This window comes from Streptococcus sp. OMI870 (assembly GCF_047460295.1).
GTDB lineage: Bacteria > Bacillota > Bacilli > Lactobacillales > Streptococcaceae > Streptococcus.
In genome coordinates this window covers 58,188-77,284 of the sequence record NZ_JASHGM010000006.1, presented here as the reverse complement: position 1 = coordinate 77,284, position 19,097 = coordinate 58,188, and the positions used below count along the sequence as shown (strand labels likewise).

The following is a 19,097-nucleotide window of genomic DNA, read 5'->3' as shown; positions in this document are numbered from 1 at the left end:
GATATTCTGGTCCTATTTTCAGTTCCAGCTAACCGATTTCTCCTTGCAAAAAAATTTCTTTGTCTTATAATATAAGTGTAGAAAACGATTATATGGATAGAAAGGTGTGAACTTATGAAGGGCTTTCGTTACCATCGTGAATTCTGGTTGGACTTTCATTTCTGGATCTTGGTCTTGCTTTTAGCGGCTGTAGCTTTGACGATGCGGGCTCCGCTTTCGGTAGTTAGCCTCGCTTATCTTGCTTTTGTTGGGATTTTGATTTTGTTGCAGGTCTTTCAACCGCCTGTATCGACACGGAAGTACACGGAAGGTAGCTACCATTTCAATTGGACCTTCTATCGGGATATCAGACTCTATATCGATCTCTTTTTATTAGCAGGTCTCTTGGCAGGCCCAATTGCGTCATCGGATATGGCCTATTGGATCTTGCTTGGAGCTGTCGTTGGCTCTATCGGCTTTGTATTTGTCGTAAAGGAAAAAGCGGCTCAAAAGATGGTTTAGTGAATTGTCACCATGTCGATCTCTGAAACTAGTTTCAGAGATCTTTTTATTTTTCCCAAAATGCGAAACTATAATCCAATTGCAAGAATAATGTTGTAAGCGCTTTAAAAATGGATTATAATCAATTTACAAGTACTCGAGTTGCCTTATTATCAAAGGAGAAGGAGTTATGTCAAAGATTACAAAAGATGAATTGATCCAGCAAATCAAAGATGGCATCATTGTTTCTTGTCAGGCTCTCCCTCACGAACCGCTCTATACAGAAACTGGAGGAGTCATTCCTCTCTTGGTTAAAGCGGCTGAGCAGGGTGGAGCTGTCGGGATCCGAGCCAATAGTGTCCGGGATATCAAGGAAATCAAGGAAGTGACCAAGTTACCGATCATTGGGATTATCAAGCGTGACTACCCACCGGAAGAACCCTTTATCACGGCTACCATGAAAGAAGTTGATGAATTAGCAGCATTGGATATCGCGCTCATTGCTCTGGATTGTACCAAACGTCCCCGTCATGATGGTCTTTCGATTAGTGACTTTATCCATCAAGTCAAAGAAAAATATCCCGATCAGCTGCTCATGGCCGATATCTCGACCTTGGAAGAAGGATTGACGGCTGTTGAAGCTGGAGTAGACTTTGTCGGAACGACCTTATCTGGCTATACAGACTACAGTCCAAAGGTCGATGGACCAGATTTTGAACTGATCCATAGCCTCTGCCAAGCAGGAGTGGATGTCATTGCAGAAGGCAAGATCCACTCTCCTGATCAGGCCAAGAAAATACATGATCTCGGGGTGCGCGGTATCGTCGTAGGTGGCGCTATTACCCGACCAAAAGAGATCACCGAGCGCTTTGTCGCAGCTTTAAATTGAGAAAACAAAACAGAAGATTGAAGGAGGAGACCCAATAGAGAGTAGTCGAATTCATTTAATGAGAATGTTTCAGTGAAGGGATAACGATGAAGATTTCAAGAAGGAACTCATATTTGCTTAACTTTCTGTAACATAAATCTAGTGTAAAAGGAGAAATAGATGATATTTGATGATTTAACAAACATAAAATTGTACAAAGGGATTCATCCTAATCTGGATCAAGCGATTGATTTTCTCTATGAACACCGGAAAGATTCTTTTGAGCTAGGGAGATATGATATCGACGGTGACAAGGTCTTTCTCGTTGTTCAAGAAAACACCCTTAACAAAGATGAAAATGGTCGCTTTGAACATCATCGCCGTTATGCCGACCTTCATTTATTAGTTGAAGGGCATGAATTCTCTAGCTACGGTTCCCGTATCCTAGATGAAGCTATTCCATTTGATGAAGCAAGTGATATTGGCTTTGTTCATTGTGAGAAATTCTATCCACTTCATTTGGGTTATCATAATTTTGCAGTCTTCTTCCCTGGGGAACCTCACCAACCAAATGGTTATTCAGGTCAGGAAGAAACAGTCAGAAAATATTTATTCAAAATTGCGATTGATTAGATGTCTTAAATAGAAAATGGAGGAGATAGGCAATATAGTTAGTTTTTTCGGAGAAGTTAAGTCTTCAAAGCGCTGATTACATATTTTGTATTTAAAACAGAAAGAGGAAAATAATGAAAAATAGTAAGAAAATTCTTTTCGCTTTGGTTCTCGCGTTATTCGCATTGTTTGTCACTGCATGTTCATCTTCAAAAAATGATGCAGAAGGAAGTAATAAAACTGGAGAATTATCTGGTGAAATTGTAATGTGGCACTCATTTACTCAAGGGCCTCGGTTAGAAAGTATTCAAAAATCAGCTGATGAGTTCATGAAGAAGCATCCAAAAGTTAAAATCAAGATTGAGACATTTTCATGGAATGACTTCTATACAAAATGGACGACTGGATTAGCAAATGGCAATGTTCCAGATATTAGTACAGCTTTGCCAAACCAAGTTATGGAAATGGTGAATTCAGATGCTTTGGTTCCATTGAATGATACTGTTAAGACGATTGGAGAAGACAAATTTAATAAAACAGCATTAGATGAAGCGAAGGTTGATGGCAATTTTTATTCCGTGCCTTTGTACTCACATGCTCAAGTTATGTGGGTTCGCACTGATTTATTGAAACAATATAATATTGAAGTTCCAAAAACATGGGATCAGTTGTATGAAGCTTCTAAAAAATTAAAAGAAAATGGAGTTTATGGATTATCCGTACCTTTCGGGACAAATGATATGATGGGGACACGCTTCTTGAATTTCTATGTACGAAGTGGCGGTGGTAGCCTATTGACTAAAGATTTGAAAGCTAACTTGACAAGCAAACTGGCCCAAGATGGAATTAAATACTGGGTGAAGATGTACAAAGAATTTTCTCCGAAAGACTCATTGAACTTTAATGTCTTGCAGCAAGCTACTTTGTTCTATCAAGGAAAGACAGCATTTGACTTTAACTCAGGCTTCCATGTAGGTGGTATTCAAGCAAATAGCCCTCAATTGATTGATGCGATTGACGCCTACCCTATTCCAAAAATAAAAGAATCAGATAAAGATTATGGTATTGAAACTTCTAATATTCCATTGGTAGTTTGGAAGAATTCCAAACATCCAGAAGTAGCGAAAGCATTCTTAGAATCTTTGTATGAAAAGAAAGATTATATTAGCTTCTTAGATTCAACTCCTGTTGGAATGTTGCCTGCCATCAAAGGAATTAGTGATGATCCAGCCTATAAAGATAATGACGTTCGCAAGAAATTCCAACATGCAGAAGAAGTTATTACAAAAGCAGCAGAAAAAGGTACAGCTATTGGATATGAAAATGGTCCAAGTGTTCAAGCTGGAATGTTAACAAACCAACATATCATTGAACAAATGTTCCAAGATATTATTACAAATGGTAAAGATCCAATGGAGGCTGCTAAGGATGCAGAAAAACAATTGAACGATTTATTCGAAACTGTAGCAGTTGATGTTAAATAATAATAGCAGAGGCTACAATAATGTAGCCTCTGTTTTTAGAGAGGAAAAAGCATATGGTCAAAAATAGAAATTTGACTCGATGGGTGTTTGTGTTACCTGCTATTATCATTGTTGGACTATTATTTGTTTACCCATTTTTCTCCAGCATTTATTTTAGCTTTACAAACAAACATTTGATCATGCCGCGGTATAAATTTGTAGGATTAGCAAATTATAAAGCAGTTTTATCGGATCCTAATTTCTACAATGCCTTCTTCAACTCCCTTAAATGGACAGTCTTTTCTCTTTTGGGACAAGTGCTTGTTGGTTTTGTGTTAGCACTTGCATTGCACAGAGTTAGACGCTTTAAGAAGTTATATAGAACATTGTTGATTGTTCCTTGGGCCTTCCCAACAATTGTCATTGCCTTCTCTTGGCAATGGATCTTAAATGGAGTATATGGTTATCTACCTAATTTGATTGTGAAATTAGGACTGATGAATCATGTTCCTGGATTTTTGACAGAAAGTACCTGGGCCTTTATCTGTTTAGTATTTATTAATATTTGGTTTGGTGCCCCTATGATCATGGTCAATGTTCTATCTGCCTTACAAACGGTTCCGGAGGAACAGTTTGAAGCCGCTAGGATTGATGGAGCTTCCAGTTGGCAAGTTTTTAGATTTGTTATTTTACCTCACATTAAAGTAGTAGTCGGATTACTTGTTGTACTGAGAACAGTATGGATCTTTAATAACTTTGATATTATTTATCTGATTACTGGTGGTGGCCCTTCAAACGCAACAACAACATTGCCAATATTTGCATATAATCTCGGTTGGGGAACAAAACTTCTTGGGCGTGCCTCAGCGGTAACAGTCTTGCTATTTATTTTCTTATTGGCAGTATGTTTCATTTACTTTGGAGTAATTAGTAAATGGGAGAAGGAGGGTAGAAAATGATGAAGAGAAGAACAAATGTACTCCTTGATATTGGGTCACATGTTGTTTTAGTTATTTCAACTATTATCGCAATTTTTCCTTTAATTTGGATCCTTCTATCTTCTGTAAAAGGAAAAGGTGAATTAACCCAGTTTCCAACAAGATTTTGGCCTAAACAGTTTACTCTCGATTATTTTACGCATGTTATTAATGACCTACATTTTATAAATAATATAAAAAATAGCTTATTAATCGCATTAACGACAACTGTCATCGCTATTATTATTTCTGCAATGGCTGCTTACGGTATTGTTCGCTTCTTTCCAAAATTAGGGGCGATCATGTCTCGGTTGCTAGTCATTACCTATATCTTCCCTCCGATCTTGTTGGCAATTCCTTATTCTATTGCTATTGCAAAAGTTGGATTAACCAATAGTTTAATTGGTTTAATGATTGTTTATCTTTCATTTAGTGTCCCTTATGCAGTGTGGTTGTTAGTAGGATTCTTCCAAACCGTTCCAATTGGAATCGAGGAAGCAGCAAAAATAGATGGTGCGAATAAATTTGTTACCTTCTATAAAGTGGTGTTGCCAATTGTTGCACCAGGTATTGTTGCCACAGCTATCTATACCTTTATCAATGCATGGAATGAATTCCTTTACGCACTGATCTTGATCAACGATACAAGCAAGATGACGGTTGCAGTAGCTTTGCGTTCGTTAAACGGTTCGGAAATACTGGATTGGGGAGATATGATGGCGGCATCTGTAATTGTGGTATTGCCTTCAATCATCTTCTTCTCAATTATCCAAAACAAAATCGCAAGTGGTCTTTCTGAAGGATCCGTAAAATAGTAAAAATAGAAACAGGAGTAAAACAATGGTTGTAAATTATGGTGTTGTTGGCACAGGATACTTTGGTGCTGAATTGGCAAGATATATGAAAAAAAATGAAGGTGCAGTAATTACAGTTGTTTATGATCCAGAAAATGCAGAAGCTGTAGCAGAAGAATTAGGAGCACGAGTGGCTTCGTCACTAGATGAATTGGTTCAAAGTGATGATGTGGACTGCGTGATTGTTGCTTCTCCTAATAATCTGCATAAAGAACCCGTTATTAAAGCTGCTCAGAATGGAAAAAATGTTTTCTGTGAAAAACCGATTGCTTTATCATATGAAGATTGTAAAGAGATGGTAGAAACATGTAAAGAAAATGGTGTGATTTTCATGGCTGGTCACATTATGAATTTCTTTAATGGTGTTCATCATGCTAAAGAATTGATCAATCAAGGGGTTATTGGAGATGTTTTGTACTGTCATACAGCGAGAAATGGCTGGGAAGAACAACAACCATCTATTTCATGGAAAAAAATTCGTGAAAAATCAGGGGGACATCTTTACCACCATATCCATGAGTTGGATTGCGTTCAATTTTTAATGGGAGGTATTCCTGAAACAGTTACGATGACAGGTGGAAATGTAGCTCACCAAGGAGAAAACTTTGGTGATGAAGATGACATGATTTTTGTTAATATGGAATTCCCTGGCAAGCGATTTGCCTTGCTTGAATGGGGTTCTGCCTATCGTTGGGGAGAACACTACGTTCTGATTCAGGGGACGAAGGGTGCTATAAAATTAGACCTATTTAATTGTAAAGGTACTCTGAAAGTAGATGGAAAAGAATCATATTTCTTAATTCATGAATCTCAGGAAGAAGATGATGACCGTACAAGAATTTATCATAGCACGGAGATGGATGGTGCCATTGCCTATGGTAAACCAGGGAAACGAACTCCATTGTGGCTTTCATCTGTTATTGATAAAGAAATGAAATACCTTCATGACATAATGAATGGTGCTCCTGTATCAAAAGAATTTGAAAAACTATTAACCGGAGAAGCGGCGCTAGAAGCAATTGCATCTGCTGATGCTTGTACTCGTTCCATTAATGAGGATCGAAAAGTTAAATTATCAGAGATCATGGGTTAATAACATTACTGATACGACAAAAGGAGGAAAAATGTCAGATTTAAAAAAATATGAAGGAGTCATCCCCGCTTTTTACGCCTGCTATGATGACCAAGGAGAAATTAGCCCGGAGCGGGTGCGAGCGCTGGTAGAATATTTTATCGCGAAAGGTGTGCAGGGCTTGTATATCAACGGATCCTCCGGCGAATGTATTTACCAGAGCGTGGCCGATCGCAAGCTAGTCTTGGAAGAAGTCATGGCAGTGGCTAAAGGAAAATTGACCATCATCGCTCACGTAGCCTGCAATAACACCAAGGATAGCGTGGAATTGGCACGACATGCAGAAGAACTAGGAGTAGATGCCATTGCGGCCATTCCGCCGATTTACTTCCGCTTGCCAGAGTATAGTGTAGCCCACTATTGGAATGAAATCAGCGCAGCAGCGCCAAGCACAGACTTTGTTATCTACAATATCCCGCAATTGGCAGGGGTGGCTTTGACACCGAGTCTGTATAAAGAAATGTTGAAAAACCCACGAGTCATTGGGGTGAAAAACTCTTCGATGCCTGTGCAGGATATTCAAACCTTTGCTTCTTTAGGTGGTGAAGACCACATCGTCTTTAATGGTCCGGATGAGCAATTCTTAGGTGGCCGTCTGATGGGAGCAGGAGCTGGTATTGGAGGTACCTATGGTGCTATGCCGGAGCTCTTCTTGAAACTCAATCAGCTGATTGCTGAGAAAGACTTGGAGACTGCGCGTGACTTGCAGTTTGCCATCAATGACATTATCGGAGTCTTGACGTCTGCTCATGGAAACATGTATGGAGTCATCAAGGAAGTATTGCGGATCAACGAAGGGTTGGAATTAGGATCTGTTCGTTCCCCTTTGACGGCAGTAGTAGAAGCGGATCAAGAAGTGATCCAACGTGCTGCTCAACTCATTAAGGACACAAAAGACAGATTCCTTTGATCAAAGGAGGTCTAGATGAATCCATATGTTGTAATTGATATCGGCGGAACGAGTATCAAATATGGTCTAGCCGATGCAGAAGGGCAACTCATAGAGACCCATGAAATGCCAACAGAGGCCCAAAAAGGAGGACCTCACATTCTTAAGACAACGAAAGAAATCGTAGCCCGTTATTTAAAGAAGCATGCCTTGGCAGGAGTTGCGATTTCCTCAGCTGGGATGGTCGATCCGGATAAGGGAGAAATCTTTTATGCTGGACCACAAATTCCCAACTATGCTGGCACTCAATTCAAAAAGGAAATTGAGGAGGCCTTTCAGCTCCCTTGTGAGATTGAAAATGATGTTAATTGTGCTGGTCTTGCAGAGGTTACCACAGGGCATGCTAAAGGATCGAACAATGCTGTTTGCCTGACAATTGGAACAGGAATTGGCGGTTGCCTCCTGTTGGATGGTCAAGTCTTTCATGGCTTTAGCAATTCAGCTTGTGAAGTTGGCTATCTTCATTTGCCAGATGGCGCCTTTCAAGATTTAGCTTCTACAACTGCCTTGGTCGAGTATGTGGCGGCGTGCCATGGCGATCCTTCAGACCAGTGGAATGGTCGCCGTATTTTCAAGCAGGCGACAGAAGGAGATAAGATCTGTATGGCAGGGATTGACCGGATGGTGGCCTACCTTGGAAAAGGATTAGCCAATATCGCCTACGTGGTCAATCCAGAGGTCATCGTTCTTGGAGGGGGGATTATGGCCCAGGAAGCCATCCTCAAGCCAAAAATCTATCAAGCTCTGTGTGCCGAACTTGTACCTAGCCTAGCAGATAAAATCCGTTTGGAATTTGCCCATCATCAAAATGCTGCGGGTATGTTGGGAGCTTACTATCACTTTAGACAAAAACATGCAACATAAAACAAGTCGCACAGGCGACTTGTTTTTGCTTCATCATAAAAACCATGAAGGATGAGAGAAGCCCCAACCTTCATGGTTTTTTAAATAGGGAGACCATATTAAGATTTTCGAGAACGTTGACTAGAGAGTTTTTTGTTTTCCCAGTAGCTATTAAAGACGACTTCTTTTTGTTCTCGGTTTTTATTGAGGAAATGGGCATAGACTAAATCCACTACGATGAGGAGAGGGAAAATGGCAGAGATTCGATCGATGTAGGTGCTACTAGGAAGGGGTGCAGCAGGCAATACCTCTGTATATCCTTGGTGGATAGCCGCAGGGTTAGAAGCTATAAGAATCGTCTTGGCCCCTTTTTCCTTGGCTTTTAGAAGACTGTCTGTAATAGAGCTCGTACTTCCTGATAGTGAGAAACCGATGACCAGACAAGAGGAATCGAGAATGCTCGTCGTCCAAGCAAAGCCATCTTGATCTGTCAGAGCCTCACAAACGACGCCCAGTCGCATCAAGCGCAATTTCATTTCTCGAGCTACTAAACCAGAACTACCGATCCCAAAGAAGTAGACCCGGTCCGCTTGGTCGATCAGTTCAGCCACCCGGTCCAATTGTGAATCGTTTACTAGGCTTTCAGTGACGTTACTGATATGGTGGTAGCGTTGCAAAACACTGAGAGTAAGTTCGTCATGATCTTGCACTTGTTTTTGATTCTTAGTTTCTTCATTAAAATGGTAAACAAACTCCCGATAGCCAGTAAAACCACATTTTTGAGAGAAACGCGTCAAAGCTGCCTTTGAAACATGAAGTAATTCAGTGACACGAGAAGAAGACAGGGAATGCTGTCGCGCTTCTGACGATAAAAAGTATTGGGCAATGTCACGTTCCATATCTGTCAGCTCTGATTCATGACTGGCAATAATCGAGCGTAAATCTTGATCTTGTTTCACAGCAATCCTCCTTCCTCGCAAAATGAAATAACAGGATTCTCCTATAATATATTACACATTATAACATGGCTAACCGCTTTATTCAAGTAAAAGAAATCAAGAAATACTGAAACTAGGAACAGGATATACAAATAAAGAGAACGTTACCAATGTTGAAAAGACGGCCTTAGTGCGTATCCATAATTTTCTGAACATTCTAGATTTAGCCTGAACAAACGATATGAATTGTGGTATAATTTAAGATAATTGTACTGTTGTTGGAAGAACAATAGTTGAATAAGGAGGTGTGACGATGTCGAATGCAACACTCGAGATGATGCAAGAGATCGAGCAAGCTGCTCAAGGCGTGATCGTAGGCTATGAAGCTCAAGTCGACCAAATCCGAACGGATTCACGCGATCGCCTTGCAACAGTGGCACAGCATTACGATGAGGAAACCAAGCAATTGGTTACAGAGGCAGAAAAAAACGCCCAAGAAAAACTCGTCCGTTTAACGAAAGATCTGGAAGAAACGGTTGCGCGCAATGATGCTAAAGTACAGCAAGCGATGACCGATAAGCGAGCTGGGTTAGTTGAAGCCATTGTAGAAAAGGTGGTAGCAAGCTATGTCCGTTAGTCAGATGAAAAAACTGTCCCTTATCTTGCCAAAAGATGACTTGGACAGTCTCCTACTAGCGCTACAGTCTGAGGCGAAAATCCAGATTTATGACCTCAGTGAGCATGAAGAATGGCAGGCTGCCTTTGAGGCAAATACCTTGTCTCAACCCTTGACAGAGGACAATCGTCAAGCCTTGGTAGAGCTACAAAAACGTCAAGAACAAGTCGAAAAAATGATTCAGACTCTAGAGCCCTACATGCCTGAGAAAAAGGCCCTGCAAGCTCTGAAGGAAGAACCTTTAAGTTTGTCTTTTGATGACTTGCAGGCTCACGGGATGATTCGAGACGAGGAACTTCTATTGACCAAGTTGAAACGCCAATTGCGCGTGTTAGACAAGGCTCGGCAGAAGATTGCAGATGCAAAGGGAGAGATAGATCGCTTAGAAAAATGGCGACCGTTAGAGGTGACACCAACAGCTCTTGCTACCTTTCACTATGTGCATGGTTTGATTGGGACCATCCCGAATAGCGATACAGACGCTGTTCGTTCTTCCTTAAAAGCTCATCCTGAGCTGGAGTTGGAAGAAGTCTTTACATCTGAGACTGAACACGGTTATGTCATCTTGTATCGTTCAGGAGATCGTGTAGCTGTTCAGGAGCTTCTAGAAGACCATGGGTTCAAAGAATTGGACTATGAAGAAGAGCAGGTCCCGGCCGTCTACCTGGATCGCCTAGAAGGGGAAATCAAAGAGCAAGAAGCTGTCGTTGCAGCAACCCTAGCAGAGTTGCAAAACTCCCAGAAGGAGTTGGACCAGCTCAAGTACCAGATGGATTACTTGTTGAGCTTGGGAGCTCGTGAGGAGGCCAAGTCGCTGCTAGCCAGCACGCAAAGTTTGGTAGCCCTAGAGGGTTGGATTGAAACATCCCAAGTTGCCTCGTTACGAGACTTCTTGCAACAAGGTTTTGGTTCTCGGGTCTTACTAGAGACGCGCGATGTGACGGAAAAAGATTGGGATGACGTTCCGATTCAGTTGCGAAACAATGCCTTGGTAGAGCCCTTTGAATTAGTCACAGAGATGTACGCCCTGCCTAAGTATTACGAGAAAGATCCGACACCGATCGTTTCGCTCTTCTACTTTGTATTCTTTGGCATGATGGTCGCAGATATCGGTTATGGACTCTTGCTAACGGTAGCAACAGGTTTTGCCCTTAAAGCCTTTAAGCTCAAGCCTGGGACAGCGAAGAATCTTCGATTCTTCAGTCTCCTCGGAATTTCAGTGGCCCTTTGGGGAGTGGTCTATGGCTCTTTCTTCGGATTTGAAATGCCCTTTGCCCTGATCAGTACGACCAGCAACGCTATGACCATCCTGATCCTATCGGTTGTCTTTGGGTTCATCACTGTCTTAGTGGGCTTGTTCCTAGGAGGAATGAAAAATGTCCGCCTCAAAGATTACACCGAAGCCTATAATGCGGGCTTTGCTTGGGTTTTGATCCTACTTGGCTTGATGCTTCTAGCAGTAGGCAATATCTTGCCAGGGATGAGCGTCCTAGTTCCGATTGGCAAGTGGCTAGCCATTTTAAATGCCATTGGGATCTTGATTGTTTCCATTGTCAGTGCCAAGAAGTTATCCGGTCTAGCATCCGGTCTCTTTAACCTCTACAATGTCAGTGGGTACGTCGGAGACTTGGTCAGCTTCACCCGTTTGATGGCCCTGGGCTTGTCTGGAGCTAGTATCGGTTCAGCCTTTAACCTTATTGTCAATCTCTTCCCACCGCTTGGACGGTTTACGGTAGGGCTTGTGCTCTTTATCGTCCTACATGCCATTAACATGTTCCTGTCCTTCTTGTCGGGATATGTGCATGGAGCCCGTTTGATCTTTGTGGAGTTCTTCGGTAAGTTCTACGAAGGAGGAGGCAAGCCATTTCGTCCTCTTAAACCTTCTGAACGCTATATTAAAACAAAAAAATAAGTATTATCTTTTATAAATAGGAGTATATTCATGGAATCTTTAGCATCATATTTTTCAGCCCATGGGGGCGCCTTCTTTGCAGCATTTGGTGTGGCGATCGCCGTTGCACTTAGTGGAATGGGATCTGCCCTTGGGGTTGGTAAAACGGGTCAAGCAGCAGCAGCGCTCTTGAAAGAACAACCTGAAAAATTTGCCCAAGCCTTGATTTTGCAATTGTTGCCAGGTACACAAGGTTTGTACGGTTTCGTTATCGGGATCTTGATCTGGTTGCAAATTAAGCCAGATATGCCACTTGAAACTGGGGTCGCTTACTTCTTTACAGCTCTTCCAGTTGCGATCGTTGGTTATTTCTCAGCCAAACACCAAGGAAATGTTGCGACAGCAGGGATGCAAATCTTGGCTAAACGCCCTGAAGACATGATGAAAGGGGTTATCCTTGCGGCCATGGTTGAAACCTATGCCATCTTGGCCTTCGTTGTGTCCTTCCTATTGACCCTACGCGTCGGCTAAGAGCTAGCTTTGATGGATTTGCCTCGCGAGGCGAAAAACACAAGACGCATGCAATAGGAGAAAAAACGATATGGATGAACAAACCCAATTAAAGGATTCGATCTTGGCCCAAGCCCACGAAAAAGGGCGTAAACTCTTAGAAGAGGCCAAGGAAACCATCCTAAAAGAAGAGACGGCGCAAGAAGAGCGTTTGATCCAAGATAAACTCAATCAACGCTCCGAGCAGCTCAAGCGGATTCAACGTCAATTGCAACGTGAAACCCAACAAATCGAAAATAAAAAACGCCAATCAACCCTTGTCACCAAGCAACGAGTCTTAAAGGATCTCTTTTCAGATGCTTATGAAGCAATGGCGGCTTGGCCCCTTGAAAAGGAAATGCAGTTTGTAGATGCGATTTTAGACCGCTATCAAGGGCAAGTTGTGACTCTGACCTTTGGGGCGGTGAGTGCTAGCAAATTTGATCCAGTAGCTCTCGATAGATTGAAGCAGACTCATCAGAATGTGACAGTTGCGGATGCGACGATTCCAGCTCAAGCAGGCTTTGTCTTGTCGGTCGGGAAGATTGATGACAACTATCTCTACCGTGATTTGGTGGATTCCATTTGGGAGCAAGAAAGCTACCAGATGGCAGCCAGCATTTTCACCGACGAAGAGAACTAGGAGGTTGCAATGAGCGAACGGACCTATTCTCAAGTTAATACAGGAATCAGCGTACGTGAGGCCAGTTTTGTCAGTCCCAGTCAGTTCGAGCAGTTGCTTGCAAGTCCCTCCAGTGAGAGTCGAGAAGGCTTGCTGCAAGGAACGTCCTATGCTCTAGATAGCCAGGAGATCAAGGATTTATCAGCCCTTGAAGCCCGCCTGATGGCAGCCTTGTTGGCAGAATACCAATGGGCTTTTGAGGTAAGCCCTCAGTCAGACCTGGTTAGCCTTTTTACCTTGAAATACACTTATCACAATCTCAAGGTATATCTGAAACACAAGGCGACAGAGCGCAAGTTGGGGCATTTATTGATCCCCATCGGTCCTTATTCTCTTGATGTGCTCGAGCATTTGGTGGCGACCTTTTCTGCGGAGCATTGTCCAGCCTTTATGGCGGAAGAAGTGGCTGCAACTTGGCAAGAATTCCAAGACTATCAGGACTTGCGTGTCCTCGAAATAGGGATGGACTTAGCTTATTTTAAACACCTGAGATACTTAGGAGACAGCCTAGATCATCCGATTTTGAAGCAGCTGGTAGACGTGACCATTGACTTTTACAATGCGATTACGGTCAAACGGGCCTTGGATCAGCAAAAACCGCATAGTTTCATGCACCAATTGCTCTCAGATGAAGGGAGTCTCATTGCCCATCAGGTGATCGACCTGCTAGAATCGGGTCAGTGGTTGACCTGGTTTTATCAAGTCAATCCGCTGGAGTACGATCTCGCCTTAGAGAATTATGAAGAAAAGATGCGCACCGGTCAACTAAAGACTGTAGAGTTGGAGTATCTAGAAAGCTTGGTGAAATTCAGTCTTCTAGACGCTGGCCGTTTTGAAGTCGATGGACCACTCCCTCTTGTTCGTTATCTTTACGGAAAAGAGTTAGAAGTGACCAATCTTCGTTTGGTCCTCTCTGGTTTGGATAATGGTTTTCCGCTAGCAGACATCAAAGAAAGGATGAGACCGATTTATGGACAAACAGACCTATAAGATCGCAGTTGTGGGCAATCGGGACGCCATCCTTCCTTTTCGTCTGATTGGCTTTCAAACCTATCCGGTCACAGAGCCGCAAGAAGCGATCAATACCTTGCGAAAACTCAGTCGGGAAAACTTCGGGATTATCTACCTGACAGAGGATATTGCTCAAGCTATTCCAGAAACAGTGGCTTTTTACGACCAGCAGCTGACACCAGCCTTGATTCTTATCCCGACCCATAGAGGGACTACAGGACTGGGCCAACAGCGGATTCGTGATAATGTCGAAAAAGCAGTAGGACAGGATATTTTATGAGAACAAATGAATTTGGTCAAGCGATTGGAGATGCACTGTCTGAGTTTACACCGGGGCGTCTGCCAGCTATTGAGCGGATCGAAGGTCGCTATACCGTAATTGAGCGCCTCTCAAAAGAAAAACACGGGGCGGATCTTTATCAGGTCTACGGGCCGGTCTCCCCAGCAGCTATGTGGACCTATCTGTTCAAAGGCCCTGCCCGAAATGAAGAGGAGTGGGACCGCTTATTAGATGATCTCATGACAGCCAAAGGTCGCTTTTACTATGCGATTGTAGACAAAGATTCAGGCAAGGCTTTGGGGACATTCTCTCTCATGCGGATTGATCAAGCCAACCGGGTGATCGAAGTCGGAGCAGTGACCTACTCACCAGCGCTCCAAAAGACTCGCATGGCTACAGAAGCCCAGTATCTATTAGCGCGCTATGTGTTTGAGGATCTAGGTTATCGACGCTATGAGTGGAAATGTGATGCCTTAAACCAAGCTTCTCGCAAAGCAGCTGAGCGCTTAGGGTTCACCTATGAAGGCTGTTTCCGTCAGGTTGTTGTTTATAAGGGGCGAACCCGAGATACAGACTGGCTATCTATCATTGACCAAGAATGGCCAGCAATTAAGGAGCGTTTCGAAGCTTGGTTGGATCCAAGCAACTTCGATGACAATGGCCAACAAAAGCAATCTCTAAGAGAGATAGCGCAAAAGTAATACAAAGAAACAAAGGATTCCCAGGAGGAATACATGACTCAAGGAAAAATTATCAAAGTTTCCGGTCCCTTGGTGGTCGCATCAGGGATGCAGGAGGCCAATATTCAAGATATTTGCCGGGTTGGCGATCTTGGTTTGATTGGCGAAATTATTGAGATGCGGCGGGATGAAGCCTCTATCCAAGTATACGAAGAAACGTCTGGAGTCGGTCCAGGAGAACCAGTGGTAACAACGGGAGCTCCCCTTTCTGTCGAGTTGGGACCAGGCTTGATCTCCCAGATGTTTGACGGGATCCAACGCCCCTTGGAACGTTTCCAAGAAGTCACCGCCAGTGATTTTTTGGTTCGTGGGGTGCAAGTTCCCAATCTCGATCGGGACACCAAATGGGCCTTCGAACCAAGTGTAGCAGAAGGAACTGAGGTGGTTGCTGGAGACATCGTTGGTACCGTTCAAGAGACCAATATGGTGGAACACCGCATCATGGTACCGTTTGGTGTGAGTGGACGTGTGACCAAGATCGCAGCAGGTTCTTACACAGTAGAAGAGCCAGTTTATGAGATCGAGCAGGCAGATGGTAGCCTCTTTACTGGTACTTTGATGCAAAAATGGCCAGTTCGTCGAGGCCGTCCCTTTGCACAAAAACTGATTCCGGTAGAGCCTTTGGTCACAGGTCAACGGGTTATTGATACCTTCTTCCCTGTTACGAAAGGTGGAGCTGCAGCTGTCCCTGGTCCTTTTGGAGCTGGAAAAACCGTCGTGCAACACCAGGTGGCCAAGTTTGCCAACGTAGACATCGTGATCTACGTTGGTTGTGGGGAACGTGGAAATGAAATGACGGACGTTCTGAATGAATTTCCAGAATTGATCGATCCAACAACTGGCCAATCCATCATGCAACGAACGGTTTTAATCGCCAATACTTCGAACATGCCAGTAGCAGCGCGGGAAGCTTCCATCTACACAGGGATCACCATTGCGGAATATTTCCGTGATATGGGCTATTCTGTTGCCATCATGGCCGATTCGACATCGCGCTGGGCTGAAGCTCTCCGTGAAATGTCTGGTCGTCTAGAAGAAATGCCAGGGGATGAAGGCTACCCGGCCTACCTTGGTAGCCGGATTGCTGAATATTACGAGCGTGCCGGTCGAGTCAAGACGCTCGGAACCACTGCGCGTGAAGGCTCGATTACGGCGATCGGTGCCGTTTCTCCTCCAGGTGGAGACATTTCAGAGCCGGTGACCCAAAATACCCTGCGGATTGTCAAGGTCTTCTGGGGACTAGATGCTCAGTTGGCGCAACGCCGCCACTTCCCAGCCATCAATTGGTTGAGTTCTTATTCCCTTTACCAAGATGAAGTGGGCCAATATATCGATCAACATGAGCAGATTAGCTGGGCAGAAAAAGTGACCCGCGCCATGAACCTGTTGCAAAAAGAGAGTGAATTGCAAGAAATCGTCCGCTTGGTTGGTCTAGATTCCTTGTCTGAGAAAGACCGCTTGACCATGAATGCGGCCAAGATGATCCGCGAAGACTACCTGCAACAAAATGCCTTTGATGAGGTCGATACCTATACCTCTTTCAGCAAGCAGGTGGCCTTATTGACCAACATTTTGACCTTTGACCAAGAAAGTCAGAAAGCACTAGAATTAGGAGCTTACTTTACAGAAATCATGGAAGGAACCGTGGCCCTTCGAGACCGTATTGCCCGGAGCAAGTTCATCCATGAGGACCAGTTAGCAACCATTCAAGCCCTGAAAGAAGAAATCGTAGAAACCCTACACCAAATCGTCGCAAAAGGAGGAGTAGACAATGAGCGTGATTAAAGAATACCGTACTGTCAGCGAAGTTGTTGGCCCCTTGATGATTGTCGATCAGGTCGAGGGGGTTCACTACAATGAACTGGTAGAAATCAAGCTTCATGATGGAACGACCCGTCAGGGACAAGTCCTCGAAGTCCAAGAAGACAAGGCCATGGTCCAGCTCTTTGAAGGATCTAGCGGGATCAACTTGGAAAAAGCCAAGGTTCGCTTTACCGGACGTCCCCTAGAACTTCCTGTATCTGAAGACATGGTGGGACGGATCTTTAACGGGATGGGCAAACCGATCGATGGCGGTCCAGAGATTATCCCAGAGAAGTACTTGGACATTGATGGTCAAGCCATCAACCCTGTTTCACGGGACTATCCGGATGAATTTATACAGACAGGGATCTCAGCCATTGACCATTTGAATACCTTGGTTCGGGGTCAAAAACTCCCCGTGTTCTCAGGTTCTGGTCTCCCTCACAAGGAGTTGGCAGCTCAAATCGCCCGTCAAGCAACCGTGCTTAATTCGGAGGAAAACTTCGCCGTGGTCTTTGCGGCCATGGGAATTACCTTTGAAGAAGCCGAGTTCTTTATGAACGACCTGCGGGAGACAGGGGCTATTGATCGCTCTGTCCTCTTCATCAACCTAGCCAATGACCCAGCTATCGAGCGGATTGCGACCCCTCGGATCGCCTTGACCGCGGCAGAATATTTGGCCTATGAAAAAGACATGCACGTCTTGGTCATCATGACCGACATGACCAACTACTGTGAAGCCCTTCGGGAAGTATCTGCTGCCCGCCGGGAAGTTCCAGGACGTCGGGGCTATCCAGGGTACCTTTATACCAACCTCTCAACCCTCTACGAACGTGCAGGACGCTTGGTTGGAAAGAAAGGATCTGTGACTCAGATTCCAATCCTCTCCATGCCGGAGGATGACATCACCCACCCCATCCCTGACTTGACAGGCTACATCACGGAAGGACAAATTATCTTGTCCCGCGATCTCTACAATAGTGGTTACCGCCCACCGATCAATGTTCTTCCATCCCTTTCTCGTTTGAAGGACAAGGGTTCTGGTGAAGGCAAGACTCGGGAAGACCATGCGGCGACCATGAACCAGCTCTTTGCGGCCTATGCCCAAGGAAAACAAGCCAAAGAACTGGCTGTAGTGCTTGGGGAGTCTGCCTTGTCCGATACCGACAAGCTTTATGTCAAATTTACCGACCGCTTTGAGCAAGAATACATCAACCAAGGCTTTACCACCAATCGGACGATTGAGGAAAGTTTGGATCTCGGTTGGGAACTCTTATCCATCCTTCCACGAACAGAGCTCAAACGGATCAAGGATGAGATGATTGACAAGTATCTGCCAAACAAAGAGGACTAGCCTATGGCACGATTAAATGTAAAACCAACTCGGATGGAGCTTAATATTCTCAAAGAGCGCCTCAAGACAGCAACCCGGGGGCATAAGTTGCTCAAGGACAAGCGGGATGAACTCATGCGCCGCTTTATTGAAGCTGTTCGTGAGAATAATCGCCTGCGCCAAAAGGTAGAGGCGGCGCTTGTGGACAATATGCAAGATTTCGTGATGGCCAAGTCACTAGAGAGCGACCTCATGGTGGAAGAAATCTTTGCTGTACCTACGCGAGAAGTGATGCTGCATATTGAGGAAGAAAATGTCATGAGTGTGCGCGTGCCCAAGCTCCATGCCCGTATCGATAATCCATACGGAGATGATGAAGGGGACGTGGTCTATAGCTATCTCGCCTCTAACAGTCAAATGGATAGCACCATCCAAGAAATGGGTAACCTCCTTCCAGATTTGCTCAAGTTAGCGGAAATCGAAAAAAGCTGCCAACTCATGGCAGATGAAATCGAGAAAACCCGCCGTCGAGTGAATGGACTCGAGTATGCGACCATCCCAGACCTCAAAGAGACCATCTACTATATCGAAATGAAACTCGAGGAAGCCGAACGCGCCAACCTCGTCAGAATCATGAAGGTCAAATAAGATACATCAAGATACAAAGCCCGTAAAATGCAAAGTGAAAATAGGGAGCAGGACAGAAGCACTGTTGTATAGAATGCTTCGTTGTCCTGCCCCCACAAGGCTGATTAGGATTTTTCCGAGCTCTTAAAGCGAGAGAAAAATCCAATCAGCTACTGTGCCTTTGAAGTCAGTACTATTACAGTTTGCGTTTTTCACACAGGCATTTAGGGCGTGTTCAGTTGCTTTATACATACAAGAACCTCATCTAGGTACCGCTCCTGGATGAGGCTTTTTTTGTACCCTGGAACTCTTCTTCCAGCACCTTATTATGTTACTAGTTTGTAACAATATGACAAGAAAGACGAAATGTTACAAGAAAAATACAGTTT

Annotated in this window: 20 protein-coding genes; 19 read left to right on the top strand and 1 reads right to left on the bottom strand. The window is 44.0% G+C overall.

The genetic code is table 11. The features are described from left to right. The first annotated feature begins 114 nt into the window (after positions 1-114). The 9 genes from QM968_RS09450 to QM968_RS09410 all read left to right on the top strand — a co-directional run bounded on the left by QM968_RS09450 (position 115) and on the right by QM968_RS09410 (position 8,199). A complete protein-coding gene (locus tag QM968_RS09450) occupies positions 115-501 on the top strand; it encodes an ABC transporter permease (RefSeq protein ID WP_414326789.1) in 387 nt (128 codons plus the stop codon). 169 nt (positions 502-670) lie between these two features. Next, a complete protein-coding gene (locus QM968_RS09445) occupies positions 671-1,369 on the top strand; it encodes an N-acetylmannosamine-6-phosphate 2-epimerase (RefSeq protein ID WP_414326785.1) in 699 nt (232 codons plus the stop codon). 159 nt (positions 1,370-1,528) lie between these two features. Then, positions 1,529-1,981 carry a YhcH/YjgK/YiaL family protein gene (locus QM968_RS09440; protein WP_414326784.1) on the top strand — a complete coding sequence of 151 codons (453 nt, stop codon included), beginning with the start codon at positions 1,529-1,531 and terminating at the stop codon, positions 1,979-1,981. Between the two features lie 113 nt (positions 1,982-2,094). Then, complete coding sequence (locus QM968_RS09435) at positions 2,095-3,444, top strand: ABC transporter substrate-binding protein (RefSeq protein ID WP_414383674.1); 1,350 nt, start codon at positions 2,095-2,097, stop codon at positions 3,442-3,444. 53 nt (positions 3,445-3,497) lie between these two features. Further along, positions 3,498-4,382 (top strand): carbohydrate ABC transporter permease, encoded by an 885-nt coding sequence (locus tag QM968_RS09430; protein WP_006595263.1) that lies wholly within the window; start codon positions 3,498-3,500, stop codon positions 4,380-4,382. Continuing rightward, positions 4,382-5,215 (top strand): carbohydrate ABC transporter permease, encoded by an 834-nt coding sequence (locus tag QM968_RS09425; protein ID WP_037599884.1) that lies wholly within the window; start codon positions 4,382-4,384, stop codon positions 5,213-5,215. Before QM968_RS09430 ends, QM968_RS09425 begins: the two co-directional genes overlap by 1 nt. Before the next feature lie 25 nt (positions 5,216-5,240). Next, positions 5,241-6,347, top strand: a complete 1,107-nt coding sequence (locus QM968_RS09420) for a Gfo/Idh/MocA family protein (protein ID WP_201037265.1) — start codon at positions 5,241-5,243, stop codon at positions 6,345-6,347. 31 nt (positions 6,348-6,378) lie between these two features. Further along, positions 6,379-7,296, top strand: coding sequence for a dihydrodipicolinate synthase family protein (locus QM968_RS09415; RefSeq protein ID WP_414326781.1), 918 nt, complete (start codon positions 6,379-6,381; stop codon positions 7,294-7,296). 15 nt (positions 7,297-7,311) lie between these two features. After that, positions 7,312-8,199, top strand: coding sequence for an ROK family protein (locus tag QM968_RS09410; protein WP_414383672.1), 888 nt, complete (start codon positions 7,312-7,314; stop codon positions 8,197-8,199). Between the two features lie 98 nt (positions 8,200-8,297). Here QM968_RS09410 and QM968_RS09405 read toward each other — a convergent pair whose 3' ends face one another. Further along, on the bottom strand, positions 8,298-9,137 hold the full coding sequence (locus QM968_RS09405; protein ID WP_414326778.1) for a MurR/RpiR family transcriptional regulator: 840 nt from the start codon (positions 9,135-9,137) through the stop codon (positions 8,298-8,300). 292 nt (positions 9,138-9,429) lie between these two features. On the opposite strand from QM968_RS09405, the gene QM968_RS09400 reads away from it, so the two are divergent. The 10 genes from QM968_RS09400 to QM968_RS09355 all read left to right on the top strand — a co-directional run bounded on the left by QM968_RS09400 (position 9,430) and on the right by QM968_RS09355 (position 18,729). Then, positions 9,430-9,753, top strand: coding sequence for a hypothetical protein (locus QM968_RS09400; protein ID WP_414326777.1), 324 nt, complete (start codon positions 9,430-9,432; stop codon positions 9,751-9,753). Further along, on the top strand, positions 9,743-11,704 hold the full coding sequence (locus QM968_RS09395) for a V-type ATP synthase subunit I (RefSeq protein ID WP_414383670.1): 1,962 nt from the start codon (positions 9,743-9,745) through the stop codon (positions 11,702-11,704). Before QM968_RS09400 ends, QM968_RS09395 begins: the two co-directional genes overlap by 11 nt. A gap of 30 nt (positions 11,705-11,734) precedes the next feature. Next, a complete protein-coding gene (locus QM968_RS09390) occupies positions 11,735-12,214 on the top strand; it encodes a V-type ATP synthase subunit K (RefSeq protein ID WP_003009435.1) in 480 nt (159 codons plus the stop codon). Between the two features lie 70 nt (positions 12,215-12,284). After that, positions 12,285-12,875, top strand: coding sequence for a hypothetical protein (locus QM968_RS09385; protein WP_414383668.1), 591 nt, complete (start codon positions 12,285-12,287; stop codon positions 12,873-12,875). Positions 12,876-12,884: 9 nt separating this feature from the next. Further along, positions 12,885-13,904 carry a V-type ATPase subunit gene (locus tag QM968_RS09380; RefSeq protein ID WP_414383666.1) on the top strand — a complete coding sequence of 340 codons (1,020 nt, stop codon included), beginning with the start codon at positions 12,885-12,887 and terminating at the stop codon, positions 13,902-13,904. Next, positions 13,885-14,205, top strand: a complete 321-nt coding sequence (locus QM968_RS09375; protein WP_031572747.1) for a V-type ATP synthase subunit F — start codon at positions 13,885-13,887, stop codon at positions 14,203-14,205. Before QM968_RS09380 ends, QM968_RS09375 begins: the two co-directional genes overlap by 20 nt. Then, positions 14,202-14,906: a GNAT family N-acetyltransferase gene (locus tag QM968_RS09370; protein WP_414327220.1), complete on the top strand. Its 705-nt coding sequence runs from the start codon at positions 14,202-14,204 to the stop codon at positions 14,904-14,906. Before QM968_RS09375 ends, QM968_RS09370 begins: the two co-directional genes overlap by 4 nt. 33 nt (positions 14,907-14,939) lie before the next feature. Next, positions 14,940-16,730 carry a V-type ATP synthase subunit A gene (locus QM968_RS09365; protein ID WP_414383664.1) on the top strand — a complete coding sequence of 597 codons (1,791 nt, stop codon included), beginning with the start codon at positions 14,940-14,942 and terminating at the stop codon, positions 16,728-16,730. Beyond that, positions 16,717-18,102 carry a V-type ATP synthase subunit B gene (locus QM968_RS09360; RefSeq protein WP_003002370.1) on the top strand — a complete coding sequence of 462 codons (1,386 nt, stop codon included), beginning with the start codon at positions 16,717-16,719 and terminating at the stop codon, positions 18,100-18,102. Before QM968_RS09365 ends, QM968_RS09360 begins: the two co-directional genes overlap by 14 nt. Before the next feature lie 3 nt (positions 18,103-18,105). Continuing rightward, a complete protein-coding gene (locus QM968_RS09355) occupies positions 18,106-18,729 on the top strand; it encodes a V-type ATP synthase subunit D (RefSeq protein WP_414327218.1) in 624 nt (207 codons plus the stop codon). Positions 18,730-19,097 lie beyond the last annotated feature (368 nt).